The 16,222-nt window shown below is 64.6% G+C and carries 18 protein-coding genes; 8 read left to right on the plus strand and 10 right to left on the minus strand.

Annotated features, from left to right (window positions below):
• Positions 1 to 31: 31 nt before the first annotated feature.
• From nusG to rpmG, 3 genes are read right to left on the minus strand one after another with little or no spacing between them, the layout of a single operon-like run.
• Positions 32 to 550 carry a transcription termination/antitermination protein NusG gene (nusG, locus tag ACTNAU_RS01975; RefSeq protein WP_021660393.1) on the minus strand — a complete coding sequence of 173 codons (519 nt, stop codon included), beginning with the start codon at positions 548 to 550 and terminating at the stop codon, positions 32 to 34.
• 50 nt (positions 551 to 600) lie between these two features.
• On the minus strand, positions 601 to 852 hold the full coding sequence (gene secE, locus ACTNAU_RS01980) for a preprotein translocase subunit SecE (protein WP_021660392.1): 252 nt from the start codon (positions 850 to 852) through the stop codon (positions 601 to 603).
• A gap of 22 nt (positions 853 to 874) precedes the next feature.
• Positions 875 to 1,024: a 50S ribosomal protein L33 gene (gene rpmG, locus ACTNAU_RS01985; protein ID WP_021660391.1), complete on the minus strand. Its 150-nt coding sequence runs from the start codon at positions 1,022 to 1,024 to the stop codon at positions 875 to 877.
• 299 nt (positions 1,025 to 1,323) lie between these two features.
• Here rpmG and ACTNAU_RS01990 point away from each other — a divergent pair, with 299 nt between their 5' ends.
• Both ACTNAU_RS01990 and murI read left to right on the plus strand, forming a co-directional pair.
• Positions 1,324 to 2,388 carry a D-alanine--D-alanine ligase family protein gene (locus tag ACTNAU_RS01990; RefSeq protein WP_441097383.1) on the plus strand — a complete coding sequence of 355 codons (1,065 nt, stop codon included), beginning with the start codon at positions 1,324 to 1,326 and terminating at the stop codon, positions 2,386 to 2,388.
• A 33-nt stretch (positions 2,389 to 2,421) separates the two neighbouring features.
• The gene (gene murI / locus ACTNAU_RS01995) at positions 2,422 to 3,237 is read left to right on the plus strand and encodes a glutamate racemase (RefSeq protein ID WP_441097384.1); all 816 of its coding nucleotides are present in this window, start codon (positions 2,422 to 2,424) and stop codon (positions 3,235 to 3,237) included.
• A 546-nt stretch (positions 3,238 to 3,783) separates the two neighbouring features.
• Here the strand turns inward: murI and ACTNAU_RS02000 are convergent.
• The gene (locus ACTNAU_RS02000) at positions 3,784 to 4,470 is read right to left on the minus strand and encodes a diphthine--ammonia ligase (protein ID WP_441097385.1); all 687 of its coding nucleotides are present in this window, start codon (positions 4,468 to 4,470) and stop codon (positions 3,784 to 3,786) included.
• 228 nt (positions 4,471 to 4,698) lie between these two features.
• On the opposite strand from ACTNAU_RS02000, the gene ACTNAU_RS02005 reads away from it, so the two are divergent.
• The 5 genes from ACTNAU_RS02005 (at position 4,699) to ACTNAU_RS02025 (ending at position 9,966) form a co-directional block, all read left to right on the plus strand.
• Positions 4,699 to 5,142: a DUF1934 domain-containing protein gene (locus tag ACTNAU_RS02005; protein WP_441097386.1), complete on the plus strand. Its 444-nt coding sequence runs from the start codon at positions 4,699 to 4,701 to the stop codon at positions 5,140 to 5,142.
• 228 nt (positions 5,143 to 5,370) lie between these two features.
• Complete coding sequence (gene argS, locus ACTNAU_RS02010; RefSeq protein ID WP_441097387.1) at positions 5,371 to 7,065, plus strand: arginine--tRNA ligase; 1,695 nt, start codon at positions 5,371 to 5,373, stop codon at positions 7,063 to 7,065.
• A 496-nt stretch (positions 7,066 to 7,561) separates the two neighbouring features.
• Positions 7,562 to 7,924 (plus strand): PadR family transcriptional regulator, encoded by a 363-nt coding sequence (locus tag ACTNAU_RS02015; protein ID WP_441097388.1) that lies wholly within the window; start codon positions 7,562 to 7,564, stop codon positions 7,922 to 7,924.
• Positions 7,921 to 8,547, plus strand: coding sequence for an HAAS signaling domain-containing protein (locus tag ACTNAU_RS02020; protein WP_441097389.1), 627 nt, complete (start codon positions 7,921 to 7,923; stop codon positions 8,545 to 8,547). Before ACTNAU_RS02015 ends, ACTNAU_RS02020 begins: the two co-directional genes overlap by 4 nt.
• Before the next feature lie 156 nt (positions 8,548 to 8,703).
• Entirely contained in the window at positions 8,704 to 9,966 is a 1,263-nt protein-coding gene (locus ACTNAU_RS02025; protein WP_441097390.1) for an MFS transporter, read from the plus strand.
• A 65-nt stretch (positions 9,967 to 10,031) separates the two neighbouring features.
• On the opposite strand, the gene ACTNAU_RS02030 is transcribed toward ACTNAU_RS02025, so the two are convergent.
• Both ACTNAU_RS02030 and ACTNAU_RS02035 read right to left on the minus strand, forming a co-directional pair.
• On the minus strand, positions 10,032 to 10,502 hold the full coding sequence (locus ACTNAU_RS02030) for a hypothetical protein (protein ID WP_059003661.1): 471 nt from the start codon (positions 10,500 to 10,502) through the stop codon (positions 10,032 to 10,034).
• A gap of 161 nt (positions 10,503 to 10,663) precedes the next feature.
• Positions 10,664 to 11,518 carry an aldo/keto reductase gene (locus ACTNAU_RS02035; protein ID WP_441097391.1) on the minus strand — a complete coding sequence of 285 codons (855 nt, stop codon included), beginning with the start codon at positions 11,516 to 11,518 and terminating at the stop codon, positions 10,664 to 10,666.
• Positions 11,519 to 11,734: 216 nt separating this feature from the next.
• On the opposite strand from ACTNAU_RS02035, the gene ACTNAU_RS02040 reads away from it, so the two are divergent.
• Positions 11,735 to 12,649, plus strand: a complete 915-nt coding sequence (locus ACTNAU_RS02040; protein WP_441097392.1) for a phosphotransferase family protein — start codon at positions 11,735 to 11,737, stop codon at positions 12,647 to 12,649.
• 279 nt (positions 12,650 to 12,928) lie between these two features.
• On the opposite strand, the gene ACTNAU_RS02045 is transcribed toward ACTNAU_RS02040, so the two are convergent.
• The 4 genes from ACTNAU_RS02045 to cdd all read right to left on the minus strand — a co-directional run bounded on the left by ACTNAU_RS02045 (position 12,929) and on the right by cdd (position 16,154).
• Complete coding sequence (locus ACTNAU_RS02045) at positions 12,929 to 13,558, minus strand: TetR/AcrR family transcriptional regulator (RefSeq protein WP_441097393.1); 630 nt, start codon at positions 13,556 to 13,558, stop codon at positions 12,929 to 12,931.
• 17 nt (positions 13,559 to 13,575) lie between these two features.
• On the minus strand, positions 13,576 to 14,010 hold the full coding sequence (locus ACTNAU_RS02050) for a hypothetical protein (RefSeq protein WP_441097394.1): 435 nt from the start codon (positions 14,008 to 14,010) through the stop codon (positions 13,576 to 13,578).
• An 845-nt stretch (positions 14,011 to 14,855) separates the two neighbouring features.
• Positions 14,856 to 15,743, minus strand: a complete 888-nt coding sequence (rsmA, locus tag ACTNAU_RS02055; protein ID WP_441097395.1) for a 16S rRNA (adenine(1518)-N(6)/adenine(1519)-N(6))-dimethyltransferase RsmA — start codon at positions 15,741 to 15,743, stop codon at positions 14,856 to 14,858.
• Positions 15,744 to 15,746: 3 nt separating this feature from the next.
• Positions 15,747 to 16,154, minus strand: a complete 408-nt coding sequence (cdd, locus tag ACTNAU_RS02060; protein WP_021660369.1) for a cytidine deaminase — start codon at positions 16,152 to 16,154, stop codon at positions 15,747 to 15,749.
• Positions 16,155 to 16,222: the final 68 nt, after the last annotated feature.

The raw sequence follows: 16,222 nt of genomic DNA on the forward strand, positions 1-16,222 counted from the left end.
TGGGTACGGCTGGCGCGATGAGGTCGCGCCACTAGACCGGCTGTACCTTCGAGAGCTCCAGCTCGGCGGGGGTGTCCCGCCCGAACAGGGAGACTTTCACCTGTACCGTGCCGTTTTCCGGGTCGATCGCCTCGACGACGCCGGTAAAGCCCTCCAGGGGGCCCTCTTTGATGCTGACGCTGTCGCCCACGGCGTAGTCGACCTTGTACGAGCGCTTCTCAACGCCCAGCGCCTCTACCTCTTTGGGGGAGAGGGGGACCGGCTTGGAGCCGGGGCCGACAAAGCCGGTGACCCCCCGGATGTTGCGGACAACATACCAGGAGTCGTCGGTCATCTCCATTTTTACCAAGACATAACCGGGGAACATCTTGCGCTCGACTTCCTTCTGGGTGTCGTCCTTCTGTTCGACCACCAGTTCCGTCGGGACCCTCACTTCATGGATGAGGGACTGCAGATTTCTGTTTTCCACCAGTTTCTCCAGGTTCTGTGCCACCTTGTTCTCGTAGCCCGAGTAGGTGTGCACCACATACCATTTTGCAGAATCTGACATGAATCATCCCTCCACACGCCAAGTCATTCGCCCGGTCGGGCGGCATTCGGTCAAGCGTTTTTGAGAAGCAGGTTGACGAGGAAGCCCAAGATGGTGTCAAAGCCCCAGATGACCACACCCGCGATGAACACCATTAGCAAGACGACGGCGGTGCTCTTCACGATCTGCTTTCTGGACGGCCAGACGATCTTTTTCAGCTCGCTCCTGAAATCTCGAAAGTATTTGGCGATTCGCGAGGCGATGCGTTTGGGACTGAAGCGCCCCTTCTTCTTGGCGGGCTTGTCCGCAGTGGTTTTTGCCATTGGCTGACCCTACCTTTCGCCTCTACTTCGTCTCCTTATGGAGCGTGTGTTTCCGACAGAAACGGCAGTACTTGTTCATCTCCAGTCGGTCGGGGTTGTTCTTCTTGTTTTTCATCTTGTTGTAGTTGCGCTGCTTGCATTCCGTGCAAGCCAAAGTGACTTTCACTCTCATTTCGGCACCTCCTGATTGTATCGGATTTTTTGGCCTCCCTCAGCAGAGCCCATTTTGCCCCGCAAAAAATGCGCACAAAAAAAGAGCCCTTTTTTAGAGGTACAACTACTATAGCACATGCACTCCCCCGCGTCAAGGCTTTGGCCCGCCTTTTTCGCCCGGTTTGCGTTGAATCGCCGCCGCTTTTGTGCTATGATGGGCGGGTAAATGAACCGGGGGCGCTTTTTTGCCGCGCCCCGCGCATATAGATGAAGGGGGAGCGCGCGCCCGGCGCGCCCCGGTGAGGAGGAAAACCGCTTATGTCGAGAATCAAACTGGCCGTCCTGTTCGGCGGCGTCTCCAGCGAGTACGAGGTGTCGCTGCAGTCGGCCTACAACGTGCTGCAAAACATCCCCCAGGAGCGCTACGAGGTGTTCCCGGTGGGCATCACCAAGTCGGGGCGCTGGCTCTACTTCCCCGGCAACTATGAGATGGTGCGCGACGGCAGCTGGAAGACCCACCCCGACTGCGTGGGCTGCTCCATCAGCCCCGACCGCAGCCGCCGGGGCATCGTCAAGTACCTGCCCGACGGCACCACCTCCTGCGTCAAGATCGACGCGGCCTTCCCGGTGCTGCACGGCAAAAACGGCGAGGACGGCACCGTACAGGGGCTTTTGGATCTGGCGGGCATCCCCTACGTGGGCTGCGGCGTCCTCTCCTCGGCCTGCTGCATGGACAAGGTGGTCACCAAGGTGCTGCTGGAACAGGCGGGGATCCAGACGGCCCCCTTCCTCTGGTTTTCCAAAGGCGACATCGACCGGCTGGACGCCTACAAAAAAGAGATCGCCCAGGACCTGGGCTACCCCTGCTTTGTCAAGCCCGCCAACGCCGGCAGCTCGGTGGGCATCACCAAAGTCAAGTGCGAGGAGGAGCTGCGGGACGCGGTGCTGCTGGCCTTTACCCACGACGACAAGGTGCTGGTGGAAAAGGCCATGGTCGGCCAGGAGGTGGAGTGCGCCGTGCTGGGCAACCGCCAGCTGATCACCGGCATCCCCGGGGAGATCCTCTCCGAGAGCGAGTTTTACGACTACGACGCCAAGTACGTCTCCCAAAGCCCCACCGTCGTCCCTGCCCGGCTCTCCCCCGCCCTGTTGGACCAGGTGCAGGAGACCGCCAAGCGGGCCTTTGCGGTGCTGGGCTGCACCGGCCTCTCCCGCATCGACTTCTTTGTGGGCGAGTTCGGCATCTGCCTCAACGAGATCAACACCCTGCCGGGCTTCACCTCCATCAGCATGTACCCCAAGATGATGGAGGCCGCCGGCATCCCCTACGGGGAGCTGCTGGACCGGCTGGTGGACCTGGCCCTGGAGCGGGCGGCGGAGTGAGGCTGCCGGCCCATTGAAAAGGAGATGACTGACATGGACCCTCGCCCCATCGGCGTATTCGACTCCGGCCTGGGCGGGCTCTCGATCGTCAAACAGGTCAAGCGGCTGCTCCCCCGGGAGCAGATCGTCTACTTTGGCGACACCGCCCGGGTCCCCTACGGCAACCGCAGCCGCCAGACCCTGCTGCACTACGCGAGGCAGGACAGCCGCTTTCTGCTCTCCCACGGGGTGAAGATGCTGGTGGCCGCCTGCGGCACCATCAGCACCACGGTGGACGAGGGCTTCGCCCACTCCCTGCCGGTGCCCTACATGGGGGTGGTGGAGGTGACCGCCCGGATGGCGGCCGAGACCACCTGCAGCGGCCAGGTGGGGGTCATCGGCACCGCCGCCACCGTGCGCAGCGGCGCCTTTGAGCGGGCGGTGACGGGCCACCGGCCGGGGGTGCATGTCCACTCCCGCCCCTGTCCCCTCTTTGTCCCCCTGGTGGAAAACGGCTATGTGGAGCCGGGCAACCCGGTCACCACCCTGGTGGCAAAGGACTATCTCTCCTTTGTGCCGGAGGAGGGGATCGACACCCTGATCCTCGGCTGCACCCACTTCCCCCTGCTCAAATCGATCATCGGCCCGGTGGTGGGGGACGAGGTCAAGCTCATCGACCCCGGCATCTGCGTGGCCCACCGCCTGCGGGACTTTCTCGAGAGGGAGGGGATGGAGAGCGGCCTCGCCTTTCCCGCCGAGGACCGCTACTACGTCAGCGACCGCACCGACGACTTTGAGGCGGTGGCCTCCCTCTTCATGGGGGACAGTTGGAGCGGCCAGGTCAAACAGGTGGACATCGACGCCTTTTAGCGGCGGCAGCGACCACTCGAACAGAGCTCCTGCAAGGGGGGGCGGGCAATACCCGCCCCCCTTTTTTTGCCCCTATAGGGGAGCCCGAAAAAAGGCCCTCTGCCCCCGGGGGACAGCCTCTGCCATCCCCCCGACCCCGCGGCGGTGGCACAACATTTTCTCTTTTTTTGCAAAGGGCCTTTTCGGACGCTGCGGGCCGCGCTTCCCCCACAGCCCACCCCCGGCAACGCGCCGCAGAGGCAGCTGGGCACTTGGGGCCCCTTCTCCGGCCAACCGCGGACTGGCCAAAAGACCTCCCCTTTTCGCCGCGTTCCCAAACGCCCTGCCGGAAACGGGCGCCGCCCGGTGGGCTGCCCTCTCGCGGGCCCGCGCACGCTTTGGGGGCACACTGTAGAATTCCCGCCCCGCATCCCCCCTGCGAGTCCCCGCCCCGCCCGCCTCACCGAAGGCGACGGGGCGGGCGCGCTTCTCCTCCGGGCCTTTGCGCACCGGCGGACAGAGGGCAGACCCGCGCGCCCGTTTGCAACACAGCCCTTTGGCCCTCCCTCACGTCAGCCGACAGTGCCAAAACCGGTGGGTCCCTGTTCCCGCCGGGTCCGGATACTCCCTGTACCCCCTCTCCAAAACGCGAAAGGGAACAGGGGCTTGAAAAATCGGGCCGTCGAAGACAAAGGAGTGGTACTCCCCGTTCTCCCCGCAGATGTCCGCCCCCGGCGGCAGGTCGCGGAGAAACTCCTCGTCGATTGCCCTGCCCAAAAAGTCCTCGCCCAACACAGCACCGTCGACGCAGGTCACGACCCCCTTGAAACCGGAGGCGACAAACGCCCCCATCACCTGCTCCGCGCCCATCCCCCAGAGGGGGAAGGCCGCCTCCATCCTCGAGGCAGCGCAGTTTTTCTCCCTGTGCGCGCGCAGCTCCTCCAGGTAGAGGTCGCCAAACAGCGCCGCCTCTATGCCCATTTCTCTCAATTGGGCGACTTGCCGCCCCATGGCCGCCCGGTACTCCTCGACAGGCGATGCCGGGTCCCACTCCCACACGACCAGGGGGATGCCAATGGACGCGGCCTGTTTTTTCAGCAGGTCGACACCCGTCTCGTGCATGGCGAGGCGCGCATCCCCCTTTTTGACGGCCGAAAAGAGGAGGGAGACCTCGTATTCTCCAGACTGGAGCGCGCGGTACAGCGCCAAGGCGGAATCCTTTCCGCCGCTCCAATTGAAATAGGCTTTTTTCACCTGTGTCCCCCCATTCAAAACCGCGCGGGACCGCGTCCGCCCCGCACAAACGCCCTCTTTCCTCTACCATATCACATCGGCCCCCGCGCCTCAACACGGCGGGAGGAAATTGCCCGATGGGCCGGGGCCGGGCAGGCCGAGTCGCCCTTGTTTTTTGACAGACAATGCGGTAAAATGAATCAGTTACTGCAATCGACTGCCCGCGGGGCGGAAGGAGGGAACCGAACTGTGAAACGACCTGCTGTCATCACCATTCGGGCCACCCAGTCGGCCGGAGACGAGGAGGAGACCACCGAGCTGGTCACCGAGGGAAACTTTGGCTGGCAGGGGGAGCGCGCCTTTCTCACCTACCAGGAGACCGTCGCCACCGGTTTTGAGGGCGACACCACCACCCTGCGCATCGAGGGGGAGGAGAGGGCGACCCTCCTGCGCTTTGGCGACAGCCGCACCCGGCTAGTCGTGGAGCCGGGCCGCCGCCACTACTGCCAGTACGACACCGGCAGCGGGGTCTTGGAGCTGGAGATCGTGGGCCGGGAGATCCAAAACCGCCTCACCGCCGAGGGGGGCGAGGTGGTGCTGATCTACCACATCGACTGCAACCACGCCCTGCTGGCGGTCAACCGGGTGCAGATCTCGGTGCGGCTGCGCGGCCAGTCTTTTTTACCCCAATAGCGCCCCGGGGGACACCGGTGTGATATAATGGCCACAGAGTGGCGATTACACCGGGAGTGGCCAGGCAGAGGCGCAAATGCCCTTTGCCCCCCGCCCCATGGCCAAATCCCGCCGCGCGCGGCGCTTGCGGTATAGCGGCCGCAGACCCCCCCTAAAAACAGTCAGTCTACCCGGCAAAGGGCTGCCGCCCGCCGGTCAAATTTCCCAACCAGAAGAGAGGACAAGCCTATGATCAACCCAATTTTACAAGCCAAAGGCCAGATCGCCCAAATCGTCGACCGGGCGGCGGCGGCCGCCATTGCCGCCGGGGACCTGCCCGACTGCCCCGCCGGGGAGTACGGCATCGAGATCCCCGCCGACCACAGCCACGGCGACTTTGCCTGCAACTTCGCCATGGCCGGGGCCCGCACCTACAAGATGGCCCCCCGCAAGATCGCCGACGCCATCATCGCCCACGCCGCGCTGGAGGGGACCGGTTTCTCCCGCATCGAGGTGGCCGGCCCCGGCTTCCTCAACTTTTTCTTGGACCAGAGCTGGTTCACCGGCGCGGTGGAAGCGGTGCTGGAAGAGGGGGAGCGCTACGGCACCACCGACCTGGGCCAGGGCAAAAAGGTGATGGTGGAGTTCGTCTCGGCCAACCCCACCGGCCCCATGCACCTGGGCAATGCCCGGGGCGGCGCCCTGGGCGACTGCCTGGCCAGCGTGCTGCGCTGGGCCGGGTACGACGTGACCCGGGAGTTTTACATCAACGACGCCGGCAACCAGATCGAAAAGTTCGGCAAGTCCCTCTCCGCCCGCTACCTGCAGATCGTGCTGGGCGATGACGCGGTGGTCTTCCCCGAGGACGGCTACCAGGGCGCCGACATCCGGGTGCTGGCCCAGCAGTATATCGACGAGCACGGCACCGGCCTTGAAAAGGAGAGCGAGGAGCTGCGCAGCCAGACCCTCATCGACTACGCCCTGCCCAAAAACATCCAAAAGCTCAAGGAAGACCTGGCCAAGTACCGCATCCACTACGACGTGTGGTTCCACGAGAGCCAGCTCCACGAGGACGGCAGCGTCGGGCGGATCATCGAGTTGCTGCGCAGCCGCGGCCTCACCTACGAGAAGGACGGGGCCGTCTGGTACAAGGCCACCGCCTTTGGCGACGAGAAGGACGAGGTGCTGGTGCGCGCCAACGGCAACCCCACCTACTTTGCCGCCGACATCGCCTACCACTACAACAAGTTCGCCGTGCGGGGCTTTGACTGGGTCATCAACGTCTGGGGGGCCGACCACCACGGCCACGTGGCCCGCCTCAAGGGCGCGATGGATGCCGTGGGGCTGGACGGCAGCAAGTTGGACGTGGTGCTGATGCAGCTGGTGCGGCTGATGCGGGGCGGCGAGGTCGCCCGGATGAGCAAGCGCACCGGCAAGGCCATCACCCTGGCCGACCTGCTGGACGAGATCCCGGTAGACGCGGCCCGCTTCTTCTTCAACCAGCGCGAGCCCAACACCCACTGCGAGTTCGACCTGGAACTGGCGGTGAGCGAGTCCTCGCAGAACCCGGTCTACTACGTCCAGTACGCCCACGCCCGCATCTGCTCCATCCTCAAGTCCCTGGCAGCCGAGGGGATCTCCCCCCGCGCCTGCACCCGGGAGGAGCTGGACCTGCTGCAGACCGAGCAGGAGCGGGAACTGGTCCGCTTTATGGCCACCCTGCCCGACGTGGTCAACGCCAGCGTCAAGGCGCTGGACTCCTCTAAAATCACCAAGTACTGTGTCGAGCTGGCCACCCTCTTCCACAAGTTCTACAACGCCTGCCACGTCAAGGGCGAGGCGGAGGGGCTGCTGCAGGCCCGCCTGAACCTCTGCCTGGCCGTTCGCCAGGTGCTGCGCAACGTGCTGGAGATGCTGGGCATCTCGGCGCCGGAGTCGATGTAGCGCCCATTTTTCATCTGCCCGCTTAGAGGGGCACGGCCATCTGGCTGTGCCCCTCTTTTTTTGCCCCCCTTTCGCTCCTTCCCGCGGGCGGGCCCGCGCATCGGGCGGCCGCGTCTTCCTACAGCAAGTCGGGCGCCCCCTTCGGCAGGCCTGGCGCTGTTTACAGGGGGGATGGGACGGCGCGGCGACGGCGGCCCCCCTCCCCCCAGTTTGTCGGTCGGCAATCGCAAGGCGGCATCCCTCTCTATCCCCCGACGCCCTCTCGATTTTTAAACACCCTCTTTTCCACCGGGTAAACCCAGCTGCACACCCCTTCGCCGCCGAGGCCGTGCCCCCATCGCAATGATCTGCCCCACCTTTCACGGTTGGGCTGTCAAACCCACCTGCACCCGCGGCAGACACCCCCTTCCCCATTGACAGGCGGCCCCGAGAGGGATATACTGAAGGTGGAAATATACCTAGTAATACTAAATAGCAGTGCAAGGGAGGGGTGCGGTTGGACGCCAAGTACATCCAGCAGTTCAAAAAGGGGTCTTTGGAGATGGTGCTCCTCTGCCTGCTGGCCGAAGGGGAGAGTTACGGCTACGAAATCATCACCCATCTGGGGCAGCGGGGCGGCGACATCTTCGGCCCCGCCCGGGAGGGGACGGTCTACCCCATCCTCTACCGGTTGGAGGGCGGCGGCCTGATCCAGAGCCGCACCGCCCCCGCCGCAGCCAACGGGGGGACCAAGAAGTACTACTCCATCACCCCGGCGGGCAGGGCCCTGCTGGAGGAGCTCACCGCCTATTGGAGCCGCTATGTGTCCTGTGTGGACGGCTTCATCGAAAGCGCGAAAAAAGGAGGCGCAGTCAAGTGAAAGAGCGTTACATCAAACAGGTGAAAAACCAGCTTCTGCTGTCGCGGGAGGCCGAGGCCAGCGTCCTCGCCGGCCTGCGCGAGAGCTTTGCCTCCGCCGCTGAGTACGGCGAGGGGGAGGCGGAGACCATCGCCCGCCTGGGCCCTCCCCGCCAGTTTGCCGACGAGGTGATGGCCGACTTGGGGGGTGAGAGCTTTGCTGCCGGGCGGCGGCAGCGGGCGGTGCGGGCCGCGGTGTTGACGGCCCTCTTCGCCACGGCGCTGCTGGTGCGCACCCTGGTGGGGCCCGGCCTGCACGAGCAGGGGATGCACACCTACAACCTCCGCCCCTACCTGCTTTTCGTGGCGGCCCTCTCCCCCCTCTACTACGGGCTGGCGGGGGCGGTCATCCTCGCCCTCCCCTCGGTCTGGAGGGACCTGCGCATCCGCCGGGGCGAGGTGCGCAGAGGGATGGGCCTGCTCTGCGCGGCGCTCTTTCTGCTCCTCTGGGGGTTTTTGTGGGTCTATCTCCTGGGCGGGTTTCCCACCTATGCCTTTTCGTGGGCAGCCACCTTCCTCCTTCAGTACCCGGTCTGCTTTCTACCCCTAGGGGCGGGAGTGTTCGCCGGTCTCAACCGGCGCTGACAGGTTTTTCCCTCCAAAAGAGGGCCGTCCCGGCGGGGACGGCCCTCAAATTTTGCGCTGCCCCTTGCCCGCCCCGCCAAATTGCGATAGAATGAACACGTATTGTCGAAAGCTGGGCGGCCGCCCGGCTTTCAGGACGTCGAGGAGGATAACACCGTGCAAAAGACACGCAAACCGTTTTTCTACGGCTGGGTGATCGTGGGGGCGGCCTTTGTGGTGATGGCGGTCTCCATGGGCATCGCCACCAACTGCTTCAGCCTGTTCATCAAGCCCATCTGCGCCCATTTCGGCTTTTCCCGCCAGTCGGTGGGGGCCATGCAGACCATCTCCAATGCGGCGATGATGGTCACCGCCCTGCTCAGCGGCAGGATCTTCTCCCGCTTCGCCGTCAAACAGGTGATGAAGGTCAGCTCCATCGCCCTGACTGTCAGCTTTTTCTGCTACTCCCTGGCCTCGTCCATCTGGGTCTTCTACCTGATTTCAGCGGTGCTGGGGCTGGCGCTGGGCACCGTGCACATGGTGCCCCTCTCCATCCTGCTGAGCAACTGGTTTCACGAGAAGCGGGGCTTTGCCCTGGGGCTGGCCTTTATGGGCAGCGGCGTGGGCGGCATGCTCTTCAACTCCCTGGCCGGGGTCCTCATCGAGGGGATGGGCTGGCGGGTCAGCTTTCAAATTTTGGCGGCCATCATGGGGATCACCCTCATCCCCATCGTCTTCTTCGTCATCCGCAACAGGCCGGAGGACATGGGCCTTCTCCCCCTGGGGGAGAAGGGGGAACAGGCCCCCACCGCCCAGATGGGCGAGGGCTTCACCTTCGGCCAGGTGGTCAAGACCCCCCGCTTCTGGGCCTTCTGCCTCTGCATCATCGTCAGTGAGCTGTGCATGTACGGGCTGATGATCAACATCGCCCCCCACGTCAGCGACGTGGGCTACTCCCTGCAGACCTCGGCCCTGATTTCGGCGGCCTGCATGGGCTCGCTGGCAGTGGGCAAACTGCTGCTGGGCACCCTCTACGACAAGTTGGGCATCCGCATCGCCACCCTCTCGGCCTACGCCGCCACGGTGGTGGGGCTCATCGGCTGCCTCTTTGCCCACGTCTCCCCCCTCTTTTTGGTGCTGGTGGTCCTCGGCGCCGGCCTGGGCTGCGCCTACGGCTCGGTGGCCTACCCCATCCTGACCCAAAGCCTTTACGGGCTGCGGGATTACAGCGCCATCTACGGCTTCCTCACCGCCTTTACCCGCTTTGGCGACATGCTGACCCCCCTGGTGATGGGCGCGGTCTTTGACAGCATGGGCAGCTACCGGCCCGCCTACGCCACCTTTGCCGTGACCGCCGTGGCCATGGCCGCCGTCTGCCAGCTGATCTTCCCCCGCCAAAAGAGATCTGCCCCCCGGGAAGAGGCCCTCGCGGCCGAGTAAAACAGAACGCAAAAACCCCCTCTCCCACTGTTCGGGAGAGGGGGTTTCTCTTTGGGCGGCTGCCCCTATTTGCTGTTGACCAGGTTGATCCCCTCTTGGTAGGCGGTCTGATACTCTTTAAAGAGATCGTCGCCCTGGGAGATCTTCTCGGTGTAGGCCTTGCGCTCCTCGGCGGTCATCTCGTCGCTGATCGGGGTGGCGAGGGCCTCTTTGTAGAGGGCGATGCCCGCGTCCAGCTTGTCGGCCGCCTCCTGGAACTTCTCGGTGCAGTCCTCATAGCCCTTGGGGGCCTTGACCTCGAGGATCTTTTTGTACTCGGTCTGCAGCCGGTCCAAAATGTCCCCGATCTGGCCCGCGCCCTCTTCGGACTCAAAGTTTTTCAGGGCGGTGTTGAACTCGTCGACAATGGGGTTGCAGGCCTCGGTGACCTCGTTGAGCTTGGACACGTAGCTGTTCTTCCCACAGCCGGTGAGGGCGCCCAGGGCGACCAGCGCCGCCAGGGAGAGACAGGCGATCTTGCGGAAGATGGATTTCATACGATTGCACTCCTCTTAAACCGGCCGCGCCAACAGCACAGGTGCCTGCGCGGCCTTACTTGGTTTTAAGGATAGCACAAAAGGAGGTCAAAAAGCAACCAAAACCGCTATTTTCCACCGCTGTGCGCCCACCGATCGACAGGTTTTGCAACCGGCAGACGCTACTTCTTCTCGCCGAAGTGGTCGGGGTGGCGGCCCACCCCCAGCTCGCCGTCCAGAGAGAGGAGCTTTGCCATGTCCTCGGGGGCCAGGGCGAAGTCAAAGATGTCGGCATTCTCCCGGATCCGCCCCTCGTGGGACGATTTGGGCAGGGGGACGATGCCCTGCTGCATGCTCCAGCGCAGGCAGATCTGGGGCACCGTCTTTTGGTACTTCTCGGCCAGCGAGCGCAGCACCGGGTCATCAAAGGCGCGCCCCCGCACCAGGGGGGCCCAGGCCTCCACCTGAATGCCGTTTCGCTGGCAGAAGTTCACTGCCTCCCGCTGGTGGCGCATGGGGTGGATCTCCAGCTGGTCCACCATCACCGGCACCTGCGCCGTGTCCATCAGCGACTGCAGGTGGTGAGGGAGGAAGTTGCTCACCCCCAGGGCCCGGATCTTGCCGGCCCGGTAGAGCTCCTCCATGGCCCGCCAACTCTCCTGGTTGAGGGTCTGCCAGTCCCCCTCCCGCCCTTCGGGGATGGGCCAGTGGATCAAGTAGAGGTCGACGTAGTCCATCCCCAGCTGCTCCAGGGTGCGCGCAAAGGCCGCCAGGGTGGACTCGTAGCCCTGGTCGTCGTTCCACAGTTTGCTGGTGACAAACAGCTCCTCCCGGGGCAGGCCGCAGTCCCGAACGGCCCGGCCCACCGCCGCCTCGTTGCCGTAGAGGGAGGCGGTGTCGATGTGGCGGTAGCCGATGTCGATGGCCGCCCGCACCGCCCGGTAGGTCTCCTCCTCGTGGGTCTTGTAGGTGCCATAGCCCACACAGGGCATTTTGACGCCGTTTTTCAAAATATAGCAGTCTTGTAGGTCCTTCATTCCAAACCTCCCGGCTCTCGTGTTTCCCGTACAGGCCATAGGCCGTCTTTAGTATACCATCGGCGCGCCGGAGCAAAAGGGAAGATTTTGTGAACTTTTCCCATTTCCCCTTCAAAAAAGCGACCGCGCCATTGTCTTTTTGTCCGCCGGGTGGTATCCTTTCCCTACCACGGCAAAATGCCGCCAGAAAGGCGGCCCAAAAAGGAGGAAGCGCGTGTGAGCGAGTGGCAGGACATCCCCGGCGCCGGGCGCTGGGACGAGGTGACCCCCATCCTCGCCGGCTGGTCGGCCGAGCGAAAGTACCGGGTGCGCACCCGGGCGGGAGAGGACTTTCTCCTGCGGATCACCGATGCACAGCAGCGCCCCCAAAAAGAGGTGGAGTACCGGCGCATCCGCCGCTTTGGCGAGCTGCCCTTCCCCCTCTCCCGCGCAGTGGAGATGGGCGAGTGCCAGGGCGGCAGGTCCCTCTACATGCTGCTGGAATGGGTCGAGGGCGAGTCGCTGGAGACCGCCCTCCCCCGCCTTGCGCCGGATGAGCAGTACCGGCTGGGGCGGGAGGCCGGTCAGTTCCTGCGGGCGCTGCACAGCCTCCCCCTCTCGCCGGGGGAGGGGGCGGAGGACCTGACTGACCGGCGGCTGGACAAGCTGGCCCGGTACGAGCAGGGCGGCGCGCGGGTCGAGGGGGACCAGGCCGCCCTCGACCTGGTCAAAACCCAGCTGCCCCTGCTGGCAGCCCGACCGGCCGTCTACCTGCACGGCGACTTTCACCTGGGCAACCTGATTTTCACCCCACAGGGGCGGGTGGGGGTCATCGACTTCAACCGCCAGCGCGTCGGCGACGGGTGGGAGGAGTTTCGCATGGTCCAGGCCTTTGACGTCCCCGTCAGCATCCCCTTCTCGGTGGGGCAGGTGCAGGGCTACTGGCAGGGGGAGCCACCGGAGCCCTTTTGGCAGGCCCTGGCGGCCTACGTGGCCTACAACTCCCTCGGCGCCGTCAACTGGGCCGAGGCCTTTGGCCCCGCCAAGGTGGCGGATATGCAGGCGCGCTGCCGCAGCGCCCTGGCCGACTACGACGGCTTTGCCCAGCTGATCCCCCACTGGTACCGGGGGTGGAAGGGGCTCTCTGCTTAGAGAGCGGCGGCCTCCGCCCCTCTCTTTCTCCCTGGGCACTGCCCAGTTCCAGCTCTCGCCAGCGCGGGGCGGGGATCGCGCCCCCAGCAGAGGGGGGACACCCGGTCATCCCTCCCTGCGAAATACCGGTGGAGAGGGCGGGATCGGGCCGCTCTTCTGCGGCAAGCGCCCCGCGCAAAGTCGGGCGGCCGGCCCGCAGGCGGAGCGCTGCCCACCCCCCCTTTTTTGCAATGACAGGTAAAAGGAGAGGGGCGACCGAATCACCGGCCGCCCCTCTCTCTACTTTTCTGCACCGCTTCCGTGGTCGGCAGCAAACTGGGCCACATGGCGCTCCAACAGGGCCAGGCAGTCCGCCTCGTCCCCCGGCCCGGCGCAGCGGGAGAGCAGCAGGAAGATGGGCCCGTAAAACTGCAGGGCCATGGCCTTTGCATCCCCCTCGCGAAAATATCCCTGGGCGATCATCCGGGAAAAGAGTTCGCTCTGAAAGGCGATCGGCCCGTCCAGAAAGAACTCCCGGTAGGTCGCCATCACCTCGGGCGAGGCGTACTGCTCGATAGTGAGCATCTTGCGAAACTGGGCGGCGTAGGGGTCGCGGGTGCTGTGCAGGAACATCTTCCGGCAGAGGCCCGCCAGCTGCTCCAGCCCGATCTCGCCGTAGGCCGCGGCGAGGTCCCCCTCCCCCGCCTGAGGGACCCGCAGGGCCCGCTCAGCGGCGGCATACCGGCCCCGCATCTCCTCCACAATGGCGTCAAAGATGGCGCGTTTGCCCGGAAAGTGCTTGTAGAGCGAACTCTCGCGGATGCCCACGGCGGCGGCGATGTCCCGCACGCTGACCCCGGCGTACCCCCGCTGAGAAAAGAGGCCCAGCGCCCTCTCCAAAATGATCTCCTTGGTATTTCGCCTGGGCATACGATCCCTCTTTTCCGTCAGAATTTCCAGCCCGTGCTCCCCGACAGCCAGAACCAGACGCGGGAGAGCTCTACAAAGGCAATTTTCACCAGCATACACCCGGTGGCCGCGAAAAACAACCCCCGCCGCCCCGACTGGCTGCCCACAAAGGGGGTAACGATCGCGCAGAGGACCGCCGTTGCCGCCAGCGCCCCGCCGACGATGGCCTGGGGACCCGCGGCGGCAAAGAAGCCGGGGGCACAGCTGCCGTCGATGGCGTGCTGCACCGAGAGGTGGTAGCCGTCCCGCACGGCGGCCTGCACGCAGAGCACCAGCCCCCAGGCCAACACCAACAGGGTCCTGCGGCCCCAGTGCTGGATTTCCGCCCGCCGCCAGAAGGCGAGGGCCGCATAGGCCACAAACCCCGCCAGCAGCAGGGTGGTCAGGGTCGACTTTCCAAAATAGAGTTTCATAAAACCTCCTCGGCGGCAGGCCACCATTGAGCTAACATTCGTTCGCCATTATGTTAGCTAACAATCGTTCTCTTGTCAAGCGGTTTTTCTATTTTGGGCGCAGACCCGCAGGTGTTCCCTCCCGCCACCCCTGCGAGCCCAGATGTGTCGGCAGTTCGGGGGACGGGAAACGCCTGTCCTTTTGCGGGGGGAGGTGGGACTTGCCGCCGATTCTCCCCCTTGCGCAGATGGAGAAAGGCTGCTCCCGCCTCCATCTTAGCCCGCTGACCCGACAGCTTGTGGACAAAGTGAGCTGCCCTTCCCCTTCGCGACGACCCACTCGAAAAAAGGAGGGGGGGACGGGATGAAAAGCAGCCTCGCCGAGAGGCCCTCCAAATGCCCCCCTCCCGACAAAGCCAGCTGTTCCATGGAGGGGTTTTCCGCCCGGGCGGTGGAGGGTCTCACACCGGCAAAACTGGCGGAAAACACCTCTTTTACCTCGGCTCACAGCCCCGAACCCTTCCTGTCCCCTTCTCCTCCCCTACACAAAAAACTCCCCACAGGCCTGGCAGCCCGCGGGGACCTTTTCTTCTGTTACCTCTCTTTTTCATCCGGCGACGACTCTGTCTGGGGAAAAGGGCGGCCGCCAGCGCGGCCAGCTGTTCCATGGAAGAGTTTCTCACCCGAGCGGTTGGGCAGATCTCCGCACCGGCAAAGGCGGCGGCCGCAGGCGCCTTTTGGGCTCGATAAACAGACCACAGTCCTGAACTCCTCCAATCTCTACCGCACAGAAAGAGGTGTGTCCCCCCTTCCCGCTTATAAAACATTCTCGCGGGCCCATATGTGGCCCGCGAGAACGGTTTCTGTCATCTCTCTTTTTCACCCTGCGGCGATCCTGTCTGGGGGAAGAGGGCGGCCGCCAGTGCGGCCAGCTGTTCCATGGAGAGGTTTTCCGCCCGGGCGGTGGGGGCGATCCCCGCACCGGCAAAGGCGGCGGACACCGTCTCCTTGGGCAGCCCCAGGTTCATGGAGAGGCTGTTGACGGCGGTCTTGCGGCGGCCGGCAAAGGCGGCCTTCACCACCCGGAAAAAGGCCCGCTCGCTCTCCACCTCCACCGGGGGGCGCTCCCGCACCGCCAGCTGGATCACCGCCGAGTCCACCTTGGGGGCGGGGAGAAAGCTCCCCGCCGAGACCCCAAAGACCACCCGCGGCTCGCTGAAATAGCGCACCGCCACCGTCACTGCGCCGCACTCCCGGCTGCCCAGGGGGGCGCAGAGGCGAGCGGCCGCCTCCTTCTGCACCATCACGGTGATGGACCGCAGGGGCAGCCGCTCCTCCAGCAGGCGCATGATGACCTGGGAGGTGATGTAGTAGGGCAGGTTGGCGCAGAGACAGACCTCCATCCCGGCAAACTCCCGATCGATGAGCCCTTTCAGGTCGATCTTCAGGATGTCGCCGTGCACCACCGTCACATTCTCCCGCTCGCCCAGGGTCTCCTCCAACACCGGCAGCAGCCGGGCGTCCAGTTCGATGGCCACCACCTTGCGCGCCCGCTTGGAGAGCTCGGCGGTCAGCACCCCGATGCCGGGGCCCACCTCGATCACCCCGCTGTCGGGGGTGACGCCGGAGACCTCCGCCATCCGGGGGCAGACGGTGGGGTTGATGAGGAAGTTCTGGCCCAGGGCCTTGGAGAAGGTGAAGCCGTGCCGGGAGAGGATGTCCTTGATGGAGCCGATCTTCCAGAGCTGCGGCATCCGCTAGTCCTTCTTGAAGGAGGTGAAGGCAAACGGCATGATCTCGGCAAAGGTCTTGACCATGTAGTCGCCGTTTCTGGCCACGGTGTAGACCGGGGCGTCGGGCGCCATGAACTCGCAGAGGAACTGCCGGCAGATGCCGCAGGGCATGGTGTCACAGGTGTCGCCGGCGGCCACGGCCAGGGCGAGGATCTTGCGGGAGGAGCTGTTGGTCATCATGTTGATGGCCGCCGAGCGCTCGGCGCAGATGGTGGCGCCGTAGGAGACGTTCTCCACATTGAAGCCGGTGTAGAACTTCCCGTCCTCGCCCAGCACGCAGGCGCCCACGTGAAAGCCGCTGTAGGGCACGTAGGCCCCCTCGCAGGAAGCGATGGATTTTTCGATGAGAATCTTCTCTTGCTCTTTTGTCATGGAAATGACCTCCTCAAAATCAGGTGGCGGCCGGTGGAGCCGCCCGCTTGGGCCCGGTCGCGCCGGGC

This window comes from Bittarella sp. HCP28S3_D9 (assembly GCF_052065655.1).
In the GTDB taxonomy this organism is placed as follows: domain Bacteria; phylum Bacillota; class Clostridia; order Oscillospirales; family Ruminococcaceae; genus Bittarella; species Bittarella massiliensis.